The organism is Betaproteobacteria bacterium, from assembly GCA_016720925.1.
Lineage (GTDB): Bacteria > Pseudomonadota > Gammaproteobacteria > Burkholderiales > Usitatibacteraceae > UKL13-2.
Map to the genome: position 1 here is coordinate 98,194 of JADKJR010000022.1, position 17,926 is coordinate 116,119.

Sequence of the window (17,926 nt, forward strand, 5' to 3'; positions counted from 1 at the left end):
CGGATATCCTTGCCGCGTCGAGTCGCGTAGCGCTTCAGCTTTCCAGCGCACTTTCACTTGCCGTCCGCGATTTCTCCGGCAGCCGGGCGATCATGCAATCTGCCGTAAGCGCGAGGCTTGCGATCGATGCCGCATTCTGCAGCGCCGAGCGGGTGACCTTGCACGGATCGAGCACCCCCATCTGGAACATGTCACCATACTCGCCGTTGGCAGCGTTGTAGCCAAAACTGCCGGTGCCTTCCAGGACTCGCTGCATGACCACCCATGGCTCTACCCCCGCGTTCCGGACAATCTGCGTCAATGGCTCGTCGAGCACGCTGACGATGATTTGAACCCCTGCTCGCTGGTCATCGTTGTCGCCGCTGAGTGCATCCAGTGATTGCCGGACGCGCAGCAAGGCAATGCCGCCGCCCGGCAATATGCCCTCTTCCACCGCAGCTCGCGTGGCGTGCAGCGCATCCTCGGTGCGGCTCTTGCGTTCCTTCATTTCGGTTTCGGTCGCGGCGCCGACCTTTATCACCGCCACCCCGCCCGCCAGTTTCGCCATGCGTTCACGCAGCTTCTCCTTGTCGTAATCGCTGGTGGCGTCTTCAAGCAGTTGCTTGATCTGCGCAATGCGCGCGGCAATAGCCTGCGCGTCGCCGGCACCGCCAATGATGGTGGTACTGTCCTTGCCGATCTCAATGCGGCGAGCCCGGCCGAGATCTTCAGGCGTGGCCTTTTCCAGCGAACGCCCTGCCTCACTGGAAATGACTTTTCCTCCTGTCAGTATGGCGATATCTTCCAGCATTGCCTTGCGACGATCGCCAAATGCCGGCGCCTTCACGGCGCAGGCGCGGACCACCCCGCTCAGCGTATTCACCACCCAGGGTTGCCAGCGCTTCTCCTTCGACATCTTCCGCGATCACCAGCAGCGGCTGGCCGCGCTTGGCCACATGTTCCACCATCGGTAGCAATTCCTGAACAGAGAGGATTTTTTTGTCCTGCAACAGTATCAATGCATCTTCAAGCACGACGTTCTGCTTTTCGGGGTTGTTGACAAAATATGAGGAGAGAAAGCCGCGGTCGAACATCATGCCCTCGACCACGTCCAGTTCATTGGCGAGGCCCTTGCCCTCTTCCACTGTGATGACACCTTCGCGCCCGACGCGCGCCATGGCCGCGGAAATCATTTCACCGATTGACCGGTCGTTGTTCGCTGATATGGCGGCGACCTGCTCGATCTCCTTCGGACTGTCGCACGGCTTCGCCAGCTTGTGCAATTCCGCGACTACCGTGTTCACGGCCAGATCCATCCCGCGCTTGATATCGACGGGATTCATCCCGGCGGATACATATTTCATGCCTTTCTTGACCATGGCCGCGGCGAGTATGGTCGCAGTCGTGGTCCCGTCACCCGCGATTTCGGATGTCCGCGACGCTACTTCGCGCAACATCTGTGCGCCCATGTTTTCGAACCGGTCCTCAAGTTCCACTTCCTTTGCGACGATGACGCCGGAGTTGATCACGGTCGGTGCGCCAAACGAGCGCTCAAGCACCACCGTGCGCGCCTTTGGCCCCAGCGTAATTTTCACCGCGTCGGCCAGCGTGGTCATACCCTTGAGCAAACTCGCATGTGCCTCGTCGCCAAACAGCAGTTTCTTCGCGGACATGTAACCTCCTGATGAGTGAAAGACAGCAGGAGAAAAGCATAGGTGAACTCTGCTCCGCGGATTTGATGATGGTCAAAGCAGCGCGAAGCGGGGACCACCTGGCAATGCGGTGATTTGCGAAAGGACTCCGTCAGGACGAGTACGACTTGTCCTGGCAGGCAGTAAACGAACGGATCTTGACGAAACGCAAAGGCGGGTTATCGATCGGCACTATTCTGAAAGCGTGTTGTGGATGACGGGTAATTCCGAATCCCGGCACTGAGGTGAGGGGACTTGGTCGCTACCAGGTCAGTTTGCGGATTCCATGTGCAGATTCCATGGGATTGGCAAAGGTGGAGACGGCCTTCAGACTTGTTCAGCCTGAGAAACTGGATAAGGGAGCTCCACTCGGCTCGCCGGCCCGTGAGGGCCGGCGAGTCTTTTTTTCGCCCGTACCTGACCCCGTACGATTCCTCAAAAGCATGACATGTCCAAAGCCATTGATGACTTGCTCATCCGCATCCACCGACTGCATGAGGAGCGGGAAAACGAGCTTCAAAAGAAACGGGAGGAAATCGAGTTTGTGATCCGTGGCAAACGTGTGCAATTCGCGCAAGAGATCATCGCGCGGCAACACTTGTGCTTCTTCGAGTTTGGGGATGCGGAGGCGTATCGGAAGGGCTTTGCGCGTCTGCGTGAAAAATACGAGCGGGATTCGGAAGGCTGCTCCCGTCCGGTACCGGCAGGCTTCAACTGATTCCTTGAGGAAACGCAAAACAGGAAGTAGCGCGCTCTTACAATCCGCATCTCATCATGACGAAAAGGTATGTCGCCGATGAGTACTTTGACGAAAGTTGCACTGGGCCTGATGGGGAAAATGCGGCCCCTTCCCGCAATCGGTGACGGGCCGCAGACCATTGTGCTCCCCGCTCCCGAGACAACAGGCGGTATGCCGCTGCTGGACGCGCTTCGACAACGGCAATCCAGGCGTGAGTTTCTGCAAGAGGTTTTGCCGCCACAGGTGCTATCGAATCTGCTTTGGGCAGGATTTGGAATTAACCGGAAGAGTGACACCGGCCGCACCGCTCCTTCCGCGATGAACGCGCAGGAGATTGACCTTTATGCGGCAATGCCTTCCGGCTTATATCTTTACGACCCGCATGCGCATGTGCTGCGGATGACCGGTGCCGAGGACGTCAGGCGCGTGACCGGCTACCAGGATTTTGTTGACGATGCACCGCTTGACCTGATTTACATGGTGCCGGCCGCGCAGCGCCAGTCTTACGCCTCGGTCGCCGCCGGGGCCATTGCGCAAAACATCTACCTTTATTGTGCGTCCGCCGGACTCGCCACGGTAATTCGGGCATGGATCGACCGCGACGCGCTGGCAAAAGCCATGGCGCTCACACCTGACCACCAATTGCTGCTTTCACAAACCGTTGGTTATCCCGCCGCGCTGTCAGGCGGTACGCCGCCGTCGTGACCAGCGACATCTTCAAAGGAGAAATCATGAATCATTTCAGGCGGAAAAACGGGGATCGTACTGCCGCAGCCGGGCTTGGGTTGATCGACGCGGTCTCCCGGCGAACATTCGCTGCCACCAGTCGCGTGTTCGTGGCGGCCATGCTATTGGCGGGCTGCGCGACGACAACGGTCGATGTGCAGTGGTCCAATCCTGACTTCACCGCCCGCAAGATTGAAGGAAAGGTTCTCGTCGTCGGCTTGACCAGCGACCAGACCATGCGCCGTGTTTATGAAGATGAACTCAGGGCACAATTGTCCGCGCGCGGCATTGACGTGACGCGCAGCTATGAAGTTGTTCACGGTGAGTTTGTCGCCGACGGAAACAAGGCAATCCTTGATGCGGCACGGCTTCAAGGTGCGGCGACTGTTCTGTCCAGCGCGGTCGTCGGCCACGAACACATTACGAGGCTGACTATCGATGAACCGCCGGTACCATGGTACGGCCTGTACGACGGCTGGTACCGGTACTACTGGCCCTATTTGTATCGCCGTGCCGACGTCCGCGTCACCCAACGCTATCTCGCCAGCACCACGGTTATCGATGTTGCAAGCGGGAAGATACGCTGGACCGTGCGAACCCACACCGATGCCGGCAGCAATGTCGAAGGCGACGTCAAGGGTTTTGCCACCGCCGTTGTCGAGGCGATGACAAAAGGCGGGCTACTTTAGGCGGTGTCTCACTGCAAACGCTGGTCATGCGCGTTGCTTGAGATCTGCCGTCAGTTCAAGGATCTCAGCGAACCCTGAACCATGTCTTCCCCCACGACGAGGAACGGTGGAACCCGTCACGGACAACTTCAGCAATCGATATGTCTTTCCAGACGGCGAACTGGTTACGGTCGGCAATGTCGATCGAAGGATGGAGAACGTCCAATGCGGAATATGGGGTGTGGAGGTTTTGCGTCCGCACGATGCGACGCGTGCCGAAGCGCTTCGGCATCGGGCAGCCGTTTTGCGGGCGATCCGCCTGCGGATCGAAACCGCGCTAAATCTCAAGCACTGGCGCGGTGTTTCAGGCGAAAAGTAGCCAGGGGGCGCGCCAATGCTTGAGTTCTGATGCGATCTGTAGCCCCCGCGCATTCCGGACAACATTCGGCGCGCTGTGTCGCGCCGTCCAAATTGCGCAACGCATGGCATGCGGGGATGCGCTGCCGCATTTTGCCCGCGACGTCACCTGCGACCGGCTCTCCCCGACTCGATGTTAAAATTGATTTAAGTCAGCGTCCTTCCTCCAGTTTCACCACCTGCAACGATTGGCCGCGTCGCCGCTGCAATCCCTTTCAATCGCAGCATTTCCTGGCCCAACGCCCTTCCCTAACACTACTCTCAGCCCGGATGTCCGCCCATGACCGCCTCATTCGAATCCACCTTCAAGCGCGTTGTCCCGGCAGTCGATTTCTGCTCGCTGCGTTTTGTTGAAGAAACCACCGAACAATTAAACGTTCGCCAAAACGTCACTGAGCCGCCCCAAACCTGCGTTGATCGCGGGGTGATGATTTCCATCTTTGACAAGGGCGGATACGGGTATGCCGCGACCAGCGATCTTTCAGAGTCCGGCTTGCGCGCCGCCGTTGCGCGCGCCCACGAGTGGGCGCGGCTGACTGCCGGGCGGAGCGTGATCGACTATTCAACACTGGCCATGCCGGCGGCAGCGGGGCGTTATCAAACACGATTGCAGCAGCCGGCGCTCTCCAGCAAGCGCGAAAAAATCGACATGCTCAAGGCCGAATCCGCGCAATGCAAGATCGACGACAGGATAGTAGATTGGTCGGCAAGCTTCTGGACCACCCATACCAAACAGCTTTATGTCACTGCCGATGGCGGGATGATCGAGCAGGAATTCGATTTCATGGTGCCCGCCCTGTCGGTGACGGCATTTGCCGGCGGTGAAGCGCAAACGCGCTCCTTCGGCGGCCGCTACAACGGCTTTTGCCAGCAAGGTGGCGCTGAAATTGTCGCCCGTTCGGGTTTTCCCGGATCGGGCAAACGTACTGCAGAAGAAGCACTCGCGCTGCTCACGGCACCCAATTGCCCATCCGGCAAGATGGATGTGCTCCTCATGCCGGATCAGATGATGCTGCAGATTCATGAATCCATCGGTCACCCGCTGGAACTGGATCGCATCCTCGGTGATGAACGCAACTACGCCGGCACCAGTTTTGTGACGCTCGACATGTTCGGCAGCTATCAATACGGCTCGCCGCTACTAAACGTGACCTATGATCCGACCATGGCCGAGCAGTTCGCGAGCTTTGCATTCGACGACGATGGCGCCCGCGCGGAGAAAGCGTACGTCATTCAGAACGGGATCCTGCAGCGCCCGCTGGGGGGCAGCATCTCGCAGGCACGCGCCCTCAAGGCGGGACATGCCCTGCGCGGTGTCGCCAACGCCCGGGCGTGTTCCTGGAACCGCGCGCCGATCGACCGCATGGCCAATCTCAATATCGAGCCCGGCACGAGCGCGCTGGATGACATGATCGCCTCCATCGAACGCGGCGTGCTGATGCGCACCAACGTCTCGTGGTCGATCGACGACTCGCGCAACAAATTCCAGTTTGGCTGTGAAATCGGCCAGGTGATCGAGAACGGCAAGCTCGGTCACATCGTCAAGAACCCGAACTACCGCGGCATTTCCGCAACATTCTGGCGCTCGCTCGCGATGGTCGGCAACGCCGCCACACAGGAAGTGATGGGCACGCCTTTCTGCGGCAAGGGCGAACCCAACCAGGTCATTCGCGTCGGACACGCCAGTCCCGCATGCAAATTCGCGAACATCGATGTGTTCGGCGCCGAAGCATAACCAGAACAACTCAAATGCAAACCTACTTCTACCAATTGGCTGATTTCATCGGCACACAGACCCGCAGTGAAGAGACCTATCTCGCGTACCTGTCCGCCGAGGAATCAAACTTCGTGCGTTTCAACCAGTGCCTCGTCCGGCAAGCCGGTTCAGTCAAGCAAACCGGACTGACGCTTTCGCTGATCGCGCAACAGCGCCGGGCGGAATCGCATCTGACGCTTTCCGGACAGCGGGAAGACGATCGTGGACTCGTCCTGGCGGCGCTCGATGCGTTGCGGCGCGACCTTGCCGACCTGCCGGAAGATCCTTATCTGCTCTTTAACCAGATCCCGCAATCGACCGAGCGCATCGGCGAATCGGGGCTGGCCTCCGATGCCGACATTCTCGACCAGGTCGTGACACTTGGACAGGGCAAGGACCTGGTCGGCATTTATGCCGCCGGCACGATTTACAAGGGCTTTGCCAATTCGCTCGGACAGCGCAACTGGCATCGGGTGGATAACTTCAATTTCGAGTGGTGCCTGTACCACGCCGCAGACAAGGCGGTGAAGAACAGTTACGCAGGCACACATTGGGATGGCGGGGAATTTGCCCGGAAAATGGCCGCGAGCAGCGAACAGCTGGCCGTCCTGAAACGGGCCCCAAAGCAGCTCGCTCCCGGGCAGTACCGGGCCTATCTGGCGCCGTCCGCCATGAATGAAATTCTCGGCCTGTTGAGTTGGGAAGCGTTCGGCATCAAAACGCAGCGCAACAAGCAAAGTCCGCTGCTGAAGCTGGAAGACGGCTCGGCCGCCTTGAACGCGAGCGTTGATTTGCAGGAGAACAGCCAGGATGGCATCGCGCCCGGCTTTCAGGCGGACGGGTTCATCAAGTCGGCGACCGTGCCGTTGATCTCCCGCGGCCACCACGCCGGGGCACTGGTCAGTCCGCGTTCCGCGCGTGAGTTCGCCCTCGAAACCAATGGCGCAAACAGCGCCGAGGCACCCGAGGCGCTGGAAATGGCGGCGGGTTACATGCATCGCGATGACGTGCTCAAAACGTTGGGCACCGGCATTCTGATTGGCAATCTTCACTATCTCAACTTTTCCGACCGGCGTGCTTGCCGCATGACGGGCATGACCCGGTTTGCCACTTTCTGGGTGGAAAAAGGTGTGATCCAGGCGCCGCTCAACGTCATGCGCTTCGATGATTCCGCCTATCGCGTGCTCGGTGACAATCTCCTTGCGCTCACCGCAGAACGCGAGTTAATCCTCGATTCCGGAACCTACGGCGAACGGTCAACGGGCTCGGCACGTTTGCCAGGCGCCCTAGTCAAAGACTTTGCATTGACGTTATGATGGAGGCGTCCATTCTGCGAGAAGCGTAAGATTTGTGTTATTGTTATTTTGTTATAAAACAAATGTTTAAAGAATGTATTTAATCAAAAACCTGAGCATTGGGACCTGCGTGTTCTGGGGTGCGCGATGTCGGCATTCCTTGCCTCGTTTGTCTCACACGATGCGTTCGCCGACCCGCCGCTAACGTTCCGGCAGGGACCCATCCGACGGCAACCCACGTCGTCGACGCGGCGCCACCCGCACAACCGCCACTGGCAGAACTGGTACCTGCAAAGCCCATCAGCGATGCCGACCTCTGGCAGCGGGTCCGGCGCGGATTCGCCATGGGAGAACTCGATACGCCATTGGTCCAGAACCATGAACAGTGGTACTCGACCCGCCCGGAATACATCCAGCGCTTTGTCGATCGCGGATCCAAGTATCTCTACCATGTCGTCGAAGAAATCGAACGGCGCGGCATGCCAACGGAAGTCGCGCTGCTGCCGATCATTGAGAGCGCCTTCAACCCGCAGGCGAATTCGCGGGCCAAGGCCGCGGGTATGTGGCAATTCATTCCCAGTACCGGCAAACACTTTGGCCTGAAACAGGACTGGATGGCCGACAATCGGCGCGATGTGCTCCTTTCCACGCACGCGGCGCTGGATTATCTGCAAAGGCTGCACGGCATGTTCAATTCCTGGGAGCTTGCATTCGCGGCCTACAACTGCGGCGAAGGCTGCGTGGCACGCGCGATCCAGAAGAATGCGCGCAAAGGCTTGCCGACGGATTATCTCAGCCTCAATTTGCCTCCCGAAACCCGCAATTACGTGCCCAAGCTCATTGCGGTCAAGAACATCGTGCTGGCGCCAGGCAGCTATGGAATCGAGCTGGATTCCATGGACAACCGCCCCTATTTCAGCAAGGTCGCTGCCCCCGCCAAGATCGACGTCAAGCTTGCCGCTCGACTCGCGGAAATGCCGGAGGATGAATTTGCGGCGCTGAATCCGGCCTTCAACAAGCCGGTTGCGTCGTCAGGCACCGGCTATTTCCTGGTGCCCGCCGATAAGGCGGCGACTTTCCGGGAAAATATGGCGCTGTATCGCTCACTCGATGGGCCGCTGGTCTCGTGGCAGGCCGCCAGCGCCAAACGGGGGGAATCGATTGAGGCCGTGGCGAGGCGTTACGGATTGACCGCGTCCTACCTGCGCGCGACCAATCGTTCGCTGCCGGAAAGAAAGGGCAAGTTTTCGCAGCCGGCATCATTCATGGTGCCGATGCATAAGGAAGCGAGGATCATCAATGCGACGCTGGACAAGAAGACGGCACTAAAAGCTTCGCAGCCACCGGCTGCGGTAAAAGCCGTTGAACCAAAATCAGAAGCAACGGTTGTCGCAGCCATTGAAACCATCAGCTCCGGCAACAGCGTTCAGCCGCCAAGGGCGCTAGCCGCCGACGATACGCCGGCAAGCGCGACGCCGATACTGGCATCCCAGGTAGCACCCGTACCCGGTGGCATGGCAGAACCGATGCCTGCATCCTATCGGGTAGAGAACGGCGACACGCTATTTTCGATTGCCAGGAGATTCGGCGTATCGATTGATCAGATCAAGTCCCGAAACGGCCTCTCAGGAAACAGCGTGCAGGTGGGTCAGATCGTGCGTTTCGATGCGAACGCATCGACGGTTATCGCCGCACGCGAGCCGGCACTGGTGCGGGTCAGCGCACCGGTAAAGTCGAGACCGGTTTTGCCACGCACCTACACCGTTCGCAGCGGTGACAGCTTGTTTGCCATTGCGATCAAGTTCGGCGTTGAGCTGGATGACCTGCTTCGCTGGAACAAGCTTACGGGTCGCACGATTATTCAGCCGGGGCTCAAAATCCGTATCGCGGCATAGCGCTGCACGCAGCCCCGCCTTGGGTACACGAAACGCTGACGCTGGTTATCGTGCTCTCGCTTCCATTGCTCGATTCATGTGGCGGCAGGACGCATGGATTCGCTCAGCCGGAAGCGCGATAATGTCCCTGAACGCAGTCGATGAGATTGCCTTGAATTGACTTGTCGCGCCAACACAAGGATCCGCCACCATGACTACTTCTCTTGTCGTTACACTCGTCGGCCCGGATCGTCCCGGTCTCGTCAGCGCGCTATCCGACAAGGCCGTTGAATTCGGCGCCAATTGGGCAGACAGCGTGATGTCCAATTTTGCCGGTCAGTTTGCCGGCATCGTGCAGCTGGAAGTTCGCCCCGAAAAATGTGACGCATTGATTGCGGCGTTGCGTGCGCTGGAGTCGCCGCAGATGCACGTCAGCGTCACCAAGGGCGCCAGCGCCGCCAAACCGCTTTCAACACGCCGGCTCAAACTCGATCTTGTCGGACATGACCGACCCGGCATCATCCACAGTATTTCCAGTCAGTTGGCTCAGCGCCAGATCAGCATCGAGAAACTGGAAACACATATCGCCAGCGGCGCGATGGCGGGCGGGCAGATGTTTCAGATGAAGGCCTTGCTTTTGGTACCGCAGGCACTGGATGAAGATGAACTTCGGCAGGGACTCGAAAGCCTGGCCAATGAACTGATGATTGATATGTCGCTGGATGATACCAAGGCGGCGGTGCAATAGTGGCATGAATAGCAAGTACCGGCGCATGGCAAAGCCTGCGGAACCTTTCAACTGACGAACGGCCTGACTTGATTGATGGCGATCAACAGCAGTACTACGCGACAGAAAGAAAATCGGGCCAGCCTGTCATTCGCCGCTTCGGGAATCATGGGTGAACGCCGGCGTACTCTCAAGGACGAGTATGCGGCTGGTTGAATCCGCCGCGACCAACCACCGGTAGGTCGCGATGACTTCAAGCGTGCTCATTTCGAGACAGAATCGTTCACTTCCGCCGCCGCCAAATAGCGCGAATTCCCACATGAATGGTTGCGACGGGCGCGCCGCCGTTTCATTGCGCACAATGTTCGTCTGTGAAAGCGAATGAACAGCCGACCGGCGGAGCGTTTCCAATCGCACACGAATCGACGTTCGCGTTCGGGTGACATCCGGCATGCCATGCCGATTGAGGTAATAAGCGCGGAAAACGTCTTCCTCTCTCAAACCGCTAAGCTCGATCTCGATGCCGTGCGTCATTCTTCCAATGCTATTGCGTATTTCGAACCCGGCTTGTGTCTGACGCGAACGTTCGGATCTTCGCGACACGCACGAAAAATCGGTGGCTTCGCAACTGCCCGGCCGGCGCCGGTCGCTCGACCGACGGGGTATCAGGAAAGTGGAATTCAGATGCATGTCCATTGTTTTCTTCCCTTGCCCGCAGTGGATAGGCATCGGCATGAGGCGGGTCAGCGTGATTGGATGATTGCAGTGCTTCAATTGCGCACCTCGATCGAGGCGCCCACGGCCCACTCCGGGCTGCCGTCAGCCAAACCCTTGACGCCGTAGAGCACCACTCGCCAATTCGCTGAAACCTTGAGTCCGACCGCGATACTGAGTTCGGACTGTTTGAAACCAAAAGCAGAAGATGGCTGGCGGTAGTCATAGGTGAAATCGATATCGCTTGTGCCGTTCAGCCTGTATTTCACACCGGCATTTGCTGCCCAGCCGTTTCTCAGTTCATCATCGATTTCACCGCGGCGCACCTGGTAGGCGACCTTCGCATGGGGGGTGCAGCGATCGACGCGCCGTGCAAGATTGATTTGCGCGCCGTAATCAATCTTGCCGGTGGAGAATCCTTTTGCGCGGCTTGCCGTTGGCCACTTGACGCGTCCGGTAAGATCAATCAGCCAGCCCGCGTCGGTTTCCGGCACTTTATAGGTTGCGAAGGTGGCGAGGTCGCCTGCGCCGCGAATTGTTTTGATCTGATCGTTATCCGATGCACTGCTGCCGACAAGAATATCTGAGTCGGTCACCCGAACGTTGTCATCACTGCGAACCTGAAGATACGGCATGCTGGCGCCGACGATCCAGGCGGAGGTTTCGGCTGAAACTGAAAAGGGGATCACCAGCAACCGAGTCTTGTCCGTGTCGCCGTATTTGCCTGACGAATAGTCGAACCCGCTGGAAACGTTGATGGCAATGTCCGACGCCATTGCCGGATGGAAGAGCAGCGCGAGCCACGCCGCGAGGCCCAGCCAAAGGTATCGTGCTCGAAAAATGTTTTTCAACATGTTCGGTGCCGTCCTGATTATTTTTGCTTGCGGAGTACGGAAAACTTCTCCGGCAGGCCGGTTGCGATTGGGGGCGACCGCACTATTCCTGATTCCTGCCGGAGCGCACAACAGTTGCTATGACCTATGCGTGGTTCGCAGGGTCATCGCGGCCACCACCCTTACGGATGTGTCCGGCCGGATCATCCGCACCTTGTTTCATGGTGCGACCACGATTGTCGCCAGGTGGGTCATCGCGGCCACGACCTTTACGGATGTGTCCGGCGGGATCGTCCGCACCTTGCCGCAAGGTGCGTCCACGGTTGTCACCGGGTGGGTCGTCACGGCCGCGGCCTTGGCGGATATGGCCAGGCGCATCATCAGCACCCCGGCGAGCCAGTACGAAAACAGGCTGCGCGTGTTTTTGAATCTAGCCAGAAATCCACATCACGACCGTACTTTGGGATTATTTTCCCAAAGTGTCAAGCTTATTTTTGATTTATCCCAAGAAATATTGTAAGTATTTGATTTGTCACCTATTGTCTACCCATCAATCGACGAACCCCAACACGCATGGGCGTGTGCAAGCCGAATTCAAATGCGGTCTTTCGAAGATTTTCCCCATTTTTCAACGAATTCAGGCTGCCCGCCCGGCCAAAGCCCAATCCTGCAGCGTCCCTGCGAATACGGCGATCGGTTGCCGGAAGACCAGACGGTCACTGGGCTAACTGTCGTTGCCAGCGCTACGCGCAGCCGGCAACAAAGCACGAAAGTAATCACGCCGACGCCACTGAACGTGCAGAAAACTTTCGTATTTACTTGCTTGGCACTTGATTTGAATGAAAATTTCACTTGACTAACTAGCGTGATGGGATAATATTCCCAAAACATGAATAACGATATCAAGCGCACATTGCACGCTGCAGTACTTCGGTTGCTGAGGCCGCTGGTTCGGCTGCTTTTGCACCACAGCGTGCCTTTTGAAACTTTTGCGGATCTCGCAAGGTGGGTGTACGTGGACGTGGCCGAAAAGGACTTCACGTTGGCGAACAAGAAGCAGACCGCATCACGCATCTCCGTAATCACGGGGCTCAATCGCAAGGAAGTCGCGCGCCTGCAGGCGATGACGGTCGAAGACAACACCGGCGCAATCGAGTCATTCAATCGCGCGGAAAAAGTCGTGACCGCGTGGCGGCATGAGTATCCGAAAGCAGACAGTGCAAGTCATGCAGCCCCGTTGCCGCTGGAGGGCGAGCGGAGTTTCGCGTCGCTAGTTAAACGCTATAGCGGTGATATGCCAGTGCGTGCGGTGCTTGATGAGCTGTTGCGGGTGGGCGTGGTGCGAAAACTTGATAGCGGTGAGGTTGAACTTATATCCAGAGGCACAATCGTGCCAGATGCGGAAAACAGGCAAACTTTGTTAGCAAATTTCGGTTTGGACGCCGGAGCAACGCTTTTCAGCAGATCGTTTTGCCGACAACGTTCTAGCGTCTAGCGGAGACAAAGGCGATCTTCGCAGCGAAAGATCGAGATGTTGCCCAGTTCTACAACATTCCGTGACTTGACGCCAGTTGACTGTGTCGCGCGATCTTTGGCCAACTAGCATGGACGAACGGCGATCAGAAAAATTTTCGCGAAATCAACTTAACAAGTCTTGATCGAGACTTGATGCACCAAATTCGATACCTGGATATCGGCGGCGCTGTTCTTCGCGTCATACGGACCGGCACGTTTGAACGCTACGGAATGATCGGAGGCTGGAGCCGAAACTGCTGCCAAAACCACCGAGCAAAGCAAATGAACAGGTGCCCGTTGTCGTTCGCGAATCCATCTTACAAAATTGGTCATCCTCTAGTTGACCACGGATCAATTTACCATCGCTTGCAACGCTAGCTGCCCCGTAGACAGATCATCGCCGCATTAACTTTTGCAATTGCGATATCCTCTCCCGCGAACTCTGAGTCGAATCGCACCAATGAAATTCGTTAGCAAAAGCACGCGGAACGTAGTCGTTGTTACATTGCGCTTGCATTTGCTTGCATTCAGTCAAAGGTTTGCCCGGTGGAGGCGCAGGCGGCTCCGCCGCTCCTTCGGCGTCATCACCGATTTCGCCAGCATCTACGTCAACGGCGTCGAGTACTTCATCTCCGGCGCCAACATCATCATCAATGGCGTTCCGAATCGGCCCGAAAGCGAACTGAAACTGGGCATGGCGGTGCGTGTGGAAGGAACCGTCAATTCGGGCGGATTGACCGGTACGGCGACGCTGGTTGAATTCGGTGGCGATATCGAGGGTACGGTCGATGCGACGCCAGTGATCAACGGCACAAACGGCCGCCTTAACATCCTCGGCCTGGTGATCAACACGGATCGAAAAACCTTTTACGAAAACGTTGCGAATCTCGCCGCGATCAATGCGGGCGATGTCGTTGAAGTGAGCGGCTTCTTTAACGCCAACGACGGCAGCTATACCGCGTCGCGCGTGGAGAAAAAGGCGTCGCTGATCAAGTACGAATTGCGTGGCATCATCAGTAATGTGACCGGAACAACGTTCGTGATCGGCCCGTCGCAAGTGGTGGACTACAGCACAGCCGATTTGTCCCACGGTGCACCTGGCACGCTGGCGAACGGGAAGTACGTCGAAGTCAAGAGAACGACCATAGAACCGGTCGTCGGCACGCTCGTAGCGGATCGTGTATCCATTGAAAGCTCGGTTCTCGCCAGCACCGACATGCAACTCGGGTTGGTGCAGGGCCTTGCGGCCAATGTCACGCCCACCGGTTTCGTGATGGGTAATCAGCCGATCGTCATGAACGCGCAAACCGTTTTCGATGGTGCGCCGCTAAGCGCCCTGACCAACGGTGCCAAGGCCGTCGCGACCGGGCCGGTCGTCAGCGGCGTAATGACCGCTGCCGCCGTGACCATCACCCCCGCGCTGGTATCCGTAAAATCGCGCAAGACACATGGAGCGGCAGGCGTCAATGACATTCTCATCGCCGCGAGCACCGACATCAGCGGGGCCGTTACCGTTGAGCCGCGCGCCATGGGCAGCGCGCACAACATCGTCTTCCAGTTCGATGGTCCGATAAGCTCCGTGGGCAGCGTGACGTCGAAAGACGCCACCGGCCTGATTGAAGTCGGTTCCGCAACATTCGCGATCCCGGCAATCCCGGAAATGAAGTCGTAGTCACGCTCACCGGCGTGCCGGACAATCGGCGCGCCAAGATCACGCTAAGCAATATCAACGTTTCTGGCAGCGACGTCGCCGCTTCGATGGGATTTCTGGTTGGCGATGTCAATGGTTCGCACGCGGTCACGGCGGGCGATATCAGCGGCGTGAAAGCGCGATCAGGCCAGACATTGGGCAGCACCAATTTCATGCTGGACCTCGATGCGTCTGGTGCGATAGACGCTGCGGACTTGTCGATGGTTAAGGCGCGGTCGGGGACCGCGTTGGCGCCGTGAAGCAGACTTAAAACGCAAGCACTGGCGCGGCTTCCAGACACAACTCGCCTCGAAACGCCCGTGGATGCTGGGTTTTCGATGAAAATTCGCGCTCACGAATCACTGAAGCGACTCTGTGGGTCTGCTTCGATTGCCCCTCATAAAGATCCCATTCGCTGAACGAAGCAACATTCAAAGTTGCCGTGCGCGGTACCGCGGAACATGAAGGCTATTACATGTTCATGGTGATCGCTCCCGTCTTGAGGCTATGGCATTACGTTACGGCTCAAGGCGGTGAGGGTCGTCTCTCGGCAGGCTGCAAAAATTCTTGAAGTGTTCCGGCGCCTTCGGTTTTGATTCGTCCCGTTTGACCGCCGCGGCACAGACGGACATCTCCACCAAGTGGTTCTTACCGGTCCAGACCGTGTGCCTCCGGGTCTAGTGACCTTTCACCCCACCATATTGATCCCGTCGCCTGAAGGCGGTGGGTTTATGGATTCCCGATGGGGGACTTCATGCAAGCATTAGACGGCGCGGCGCTTGGAAGCTTCAAGTTAGCTGTCGGCAAAAAAAAATAGCTTGACATCACTCAATATTACTTTGGAAAATTGTCCCAAATACCAAGAAACAAAGAAACTCGTCCCCACAACCCAAGAGCAGAATCATGACCCTTCGCCAAACTTCTGCATTGAGCACCCTGTAGACCGCCCTTGCGTCGCAGAATCGCTACTCATTCAGGCTTTTCAAGTGGGCGACGAAGGTTTGCGCGATCCTGGCAGTCGCGCTCGCTCCGGCGGTCGCGGTACGTGCTGACGACGACGTGTCCGGCAACGCAAAACTCAACGCGATGTTGAAGTCTGTTCTGCAGCAGGCCGGATTTACCGGCCGCATCGATTCGACGCTTCCGGGGCGCGTCTCGGTCGCGCGATCAATCCGCGTCTTGCCGAACTCGGCCAACTGCTCTTCTTTGACCGCTCGGGCGGGCTGAACAACGACAATACCTGCGCCGGTTGTCATGCGCCCGCAAGTGGATTTGGCGACACAGTCGATCGCCATCGGCGTGCAGAGTAATCTGGTCGTTGGCCCGGATCGTAAGGGCCCGCGCAATCAACGCCGCACGCCGTCGGTCGTGAACACGGTGTTCTACCCTGCCCTCATGTGGAACGGCCGATTTTCCGCGCCATCGGGTAACCCATTCGACAACTCGCAAGGCTTTCTTTTCCCCGCTCCTGAAGGCGCAAGCCAGTTCCCCGCGAACGATCCGGTCGTCAAACATCTGCTGATTGCACAGGCGCACATTCCCCCAACCGAACTGGTCGAAGTCGCCGGCCTCAGCGGAACGAAGGGTACACGATTGACCGCGCTTCGATCAATTCGATGACGGCCTGGGCGGCCCGGTTCCGCTTCCCGATTCATCCGGCTTTCGGAATGAGCCGATTCGCCAGGAAGTCCTGAAGCGCCTCAATGGCAATGCAGAGTACCGCCGGCGCTTCGGCGCACTGTTCCCGGCGGTCGCGGGAGGCGCACCAATAGACTTCACGATGTTCGGCCGCGCAATCGCGGAATTCGAATTCTCGCTGACACTCGCGGACGCACCCATCGACATGTTTGCCCGCGGCCAGGTGACTGCGATGTCCACCCGGGAAAAACGCGGGGCGCTCATATTTTCGGTAAAGGCAATTGCGCAAGCTGTCATCACGCGGTGAGCGGAACGTCGAACGAAATGTTCAGCGACTTCAAAATGCACGTGGCCGGTGTGCCGCAGATCGCGCCGGAATTCGGCGTCAGCAAGAGCAACATGATCTACGACGGCCCGGGTGAGGACGAGGATTTCGGGTTGGAGCAAATCACCGGCAATCCCAATGACCGCTACAAGTTCCGCAGTTCACCACTTCGCAATGCCGCACTACAACCTGCCTTTTTTCACAATGGCGCATTTACCCGCATCGAGGATGCAATTCGGCACCATCTGAATGTGTACGAGTCCGCGCGGCAATATGACGCGTCACGCGCTGGCGTCGACAAGGATCTTCGCCATCGCCTTGGCCCGATTGAACCAGTGCTGGCACGCATCGATCCACTGCTCGCCACGCCGGTGCGCTTGTCTGAAAACGAATTCAACGACCTCGTGAAATTCGTTCGCGACAGCCTTCTTGACGATGGCGCGAAAGCGCGCGAGCTGTGCCCACTCATTCCGAAATCGGTACCCAGCGGACTGCCAATGCTGCGCTTTCAGGGATGCCATCGCGGCGACGGCTGACGCGTAGTGATCGATGCGCGGTTCGCAGGTATCGTCACGTTGCTGCGGCCCGCGATGGAGGAGGAATCGGCATGAAAAGGCAGTTGCACTCATCAACAGTTTCAGGCAACAACTGGCGGGTGCCAGCGAAGAATTGACGTTGGAAAATTTGATAGGAGATCAAGATCATGAATCGCATCATGAATGCAGCAACGAAGCGCCTTACGATGATTGGCTATATTTTTGCTGTCAGCATCGTCTCGCTGGTGATACAAGGGTTATCTGCCAGCACTGCCACCGCCGCAACGACGCTGCCGATACTCTGGACTGCCGGCGGCCTTTCCGCCGGCAACACCAGCGTGGGCAATGCCAGCGGTATTGCCGCCGATCAAGCGGGGAACATTGCCGTGGTGTCGGGTCCGGCTTTTTAACGCAGTCTGGGCGTCACGTCATATACAGCCGCCGGCGTTGCGGTGGCAACATTCCGTTAGTCCTGTTGCAGGAACATTTCTGGGAAACAGGATAGCTGCCGCGCCAAACGGCGATTTCGTTGCGGTCGGAACCAACATTGACTCCCGTGGCAACACCTTCGGCGTCACCATGGTCCGCATCGCCTCGGACGGAACGCTTCAGTGGCGAGTGGATTCCGCTGGGACCATTCTCTCGGTGGGACGCCTGGTCGTCGATGCCGGGGGTAATGCCTATCTGGGCTACAACTCGATCCTGCGTAAGTACAGCCCTTCCGGTGCCCTGCTGTGGGCGACATATACATCAGTTCCCGACGGCGGCGCGGCATTGAGTCCGGACGGCGCCGATGTGGTGGT

General features: G+C 57.9%; 20 protein-coding genes and 1 pseudogene. 18 read left to right on the forward strand and 3 right to left on the reverse strand.

Annotated elements, in window-relative coordinates; all coding sequences use genetic code 11:
* Positions 1-34: 34 nt before the first annotated feature.
* Positions 35-1,652: pseudogene (gene groL, locus IPP88_20575) on the reverse strand (chaperonin GroEL).
* 487 nt (positions 1,653-2,139) lie between these two features.
* Between groL and IPP88_20580 the strand changes: the two are divergent.
* From IPP88_20580 to IPP88_20615, 8 genes are all read left to right on the forward strand, one after another.
* Positions 2,140-2,388: a hypothetical protein gene (locus tag IPP88_20580; GenBank protein ID MBL0125002.1), complete on the forward strand. Its 249-nt coding sequence runs from the start codon at positions 2,140-2,142 to the stop codon at positions 2,386-2,388.
* A gap of 78 nt (positions 2,389-2,466) precedes the next feature.
* On the forward strand, positions 2,467-3,114 hold the full coding sequence (locus IPP88_20585; GenBank protein ID MBL0125003.1) for a SagB/ThcOx family dehydrogenase: 648 nt from the start codon (positions 2,467-2,469) through the stop codon (positions 3,112-3,114).
* 26 nt (positions 3,115-3,140) lie between these two features.
* On the forward strand, positions 3,141-3,824 hold the full coding sequence (locus IPP88_20590) for a hypothetical protein (GenBank protein MBL0125004.1): 684 nt from the start codon (positions 3,141-3,143) through the stop codon (positions 3,822-3,824).
* Between the two features lie 106 nt (positions 3,825-3,930).
* Positions 3,931-4,182, forward strand: a complete 252-nt coding sequence (locus tag IPP88_20595; protein ID MBL0125005.1) for a class I SAM-dependent methyltransferase — start codon at positions 3,931-3,933, stop codon at positions 4,180-4,182.
* Between the two features lie 318 nt (positions 4,183-4,500).
* Complete coding sequence (locus tag IPP88_20600; GenBank protein ID MBL0125006.1) at positions 4,501-5,955, forward strand: TldD/PmbA family protein; 1,455 nt, start codon at positions 4,501-4,503, stop codon at positions 5,953-5,955.
* Positions 5,956-5,969: 14 nt separating this feature from the next.
* Positions 5,970-7,292 carry a TldE/PmbA family protein gene (locus tag IPP88_20605; protein MBL0125007.1) on the forward strand — a complete coding sequence of 441 codons (1,323 nt, stop codon included), beginning with the start codon at positions 5,970-5,972 and terminating at the stop codon, positions 7,290-7,292.
* Between the two features lie 323 nt (positions 7,293-7,615).
* Positions 7,616-9,166, forward strand: a complete 1,551-nt coding sequence (locus IPP88_20610) for a LysM peptidoglycan-binding domain-containing protein (GenBank protein ID MBL0125008.1) — start codon at positions 7,616-7,618, stop codon at positions 9,164-9,166.
* A gap of 190 nt (positions 9,167-9,356) precedes the next feature.
* Entirely contained in the window at positions 9,357-9,893 is a 537-nt protein-coding gene (locus IPP88_20615) for a glycine cleavage system protein R (protein MBL0125009.1), read from the forward strand.
* A gap of 126 nt (positions 9,894-10,019) precedes the next feature.
* Here IPP88_20615 and IPP88_20620 read toward each other — a convergent pair whose 3' ends face one another.
* Both IPP88_20620 and IPP88_20625 read right to left on the reverse strand, forming a co-directional pair.
* The gene (locus IPP88_20620) at positions 10,020-10,568 is read right to left on the reverse strand and encodes a hypothetical protein (protein ID MBL0125010.1); all 549 of its coding nucleotides are present in this window, start codon (positions 10,566-10,568) and stop codon (positions 10,020-10,022) included.
* A gap of 74 nt (positions 10,569-10,642) precedes the next feature.
* The gene (locus tag IPP88_20625) at positions 10,643-11,281 is read right to left on the reverse strand and encodes a hypothetical protein (protein ID MBL0125011.1); all 639 of its coding nucleotides are present in this window, start codon (positions 11,279-11,281) and stop codon (positions 10,643-10,645) included.
* A gap of 328 nt (positions 11,282-11,609) precedes the next feature.
* Here IPP88_20625 and IPP88_20630 point away from each other — a divergent pair, with 328 nt between their 5' ends.
* From IPP88_20630 to IPP88_20675, 10 genes are all read left to right on the forward strand, one after another.
* Positions 11,610-11,939 (forward strand): hypothetical protein, encoded by a 330-nt coding sequence (locus tag IPP88_20630; protein MBL0125012.1) that lies wholly within the window; start codon positions 11,610-11,612, stop codon positions 11,937-11,939.
* Between the two features lie 369 nt (positions 11,940-12,308).
* Positions 12,309-12,914: a hypothetical protein gene (locus tag IPP88_20635; protein MBL0125013.1), complete on the forward strand. Its 606-nt coding sequence runs from the start codon at positions 12,309-12,311 to the stop codon at positions 12,912-12,914.
* Positions 12,915-13,394: 480 nt separating this feature from the next.
* Positions 13,395-14,606: a hypothetical protein gene (locus tag IPP88_20640; GenBank protein MBL0125014.1), complete on the forward strand. Its 1,212-nt coding sequence runs from the start codon at positions 13,395-13,397 to the stop codon at positions 14,604-14,606.
* Between the two features lie 14 nt (positions 14,607-14,620).
* Positions 14,621-14,884 carry a hypothetical protein gene (locus IPP88_20645; protein MBL0125015.1) on the forward strand — a complete coding sequence of 88 codons (264 nt, stop codon included), beginning with the start codon at positions 14,621-14,623 and terminating at the stop codon, positions 14,882-14,884.
* 855 nt (positions 14,885-15,739) lie between these two features.
* The gene (locus IPP88_20650; protein ID MBL0125016.1) at positions 15,740-15,934 is read left to right on the forward strand and encodes a hypothetical protein; all 195 of its coding nucleotides are present in this window, start codon (positions 15,740-15,742) and stop codon (positions 15,932-15,934) included.
* On the forward strand, positions 15,879-16,244 hold the full coding sequence (locus IPP88_20655; GenBank protein MBL0125017.1) for a hypothetical protein: 366 nt from the start codon (positions 15,879-15,881) through the stop codon (positions 16,242-16,244). Before IPP88_20650 ends, IPP88_20655 begins: the two co-directional genes overlap by 56 nt.
* 4 nt (positions 16,245-16,248) lie before the next feature.
* Positions 16,249-16,569, forward strand: a complete 321-nt coding sequence (locus IPP88_20660; protein MBL0125018.1) for a hypothetical protein — start codon at positions 16,249-16,251, stop codon at positions 16,567-16,569.
* Positions 16,570-16,586: 17 nt separating this feature from the next.
* On the forward strand, positions 16,587-17,123 hold the full coding sequence (locus IPP88_20665; protein MBL0125019.1) for a hypothetical protein: 537 nt from the start codon (positions 16,587-16,589) through the stop codon (positions 17,121-17,123).
* A 167-nt stretch (positions 17,124-17,290) separates the two neighbouring features.
* Positions 17,291-17,533: a hypothetical protein gene (locus IPP88_20670; GenBank protein MBL0125020.1), complete on the forward strand. Its 243-nt coding sequence runs from the start codon at positions 17,291-17,293 to the stop codon at positions 17,531-17,533.
* A gap of 169 nt (positions 17,534-17,702) precedes the next feature.
* On the forward strand, positions 17,703-17,926 hold a 224-nt coding region (locus tag IPP88_20675; GenBank protein MBL0125021.1), incomplete at its 3' end, for a hypothetical protein.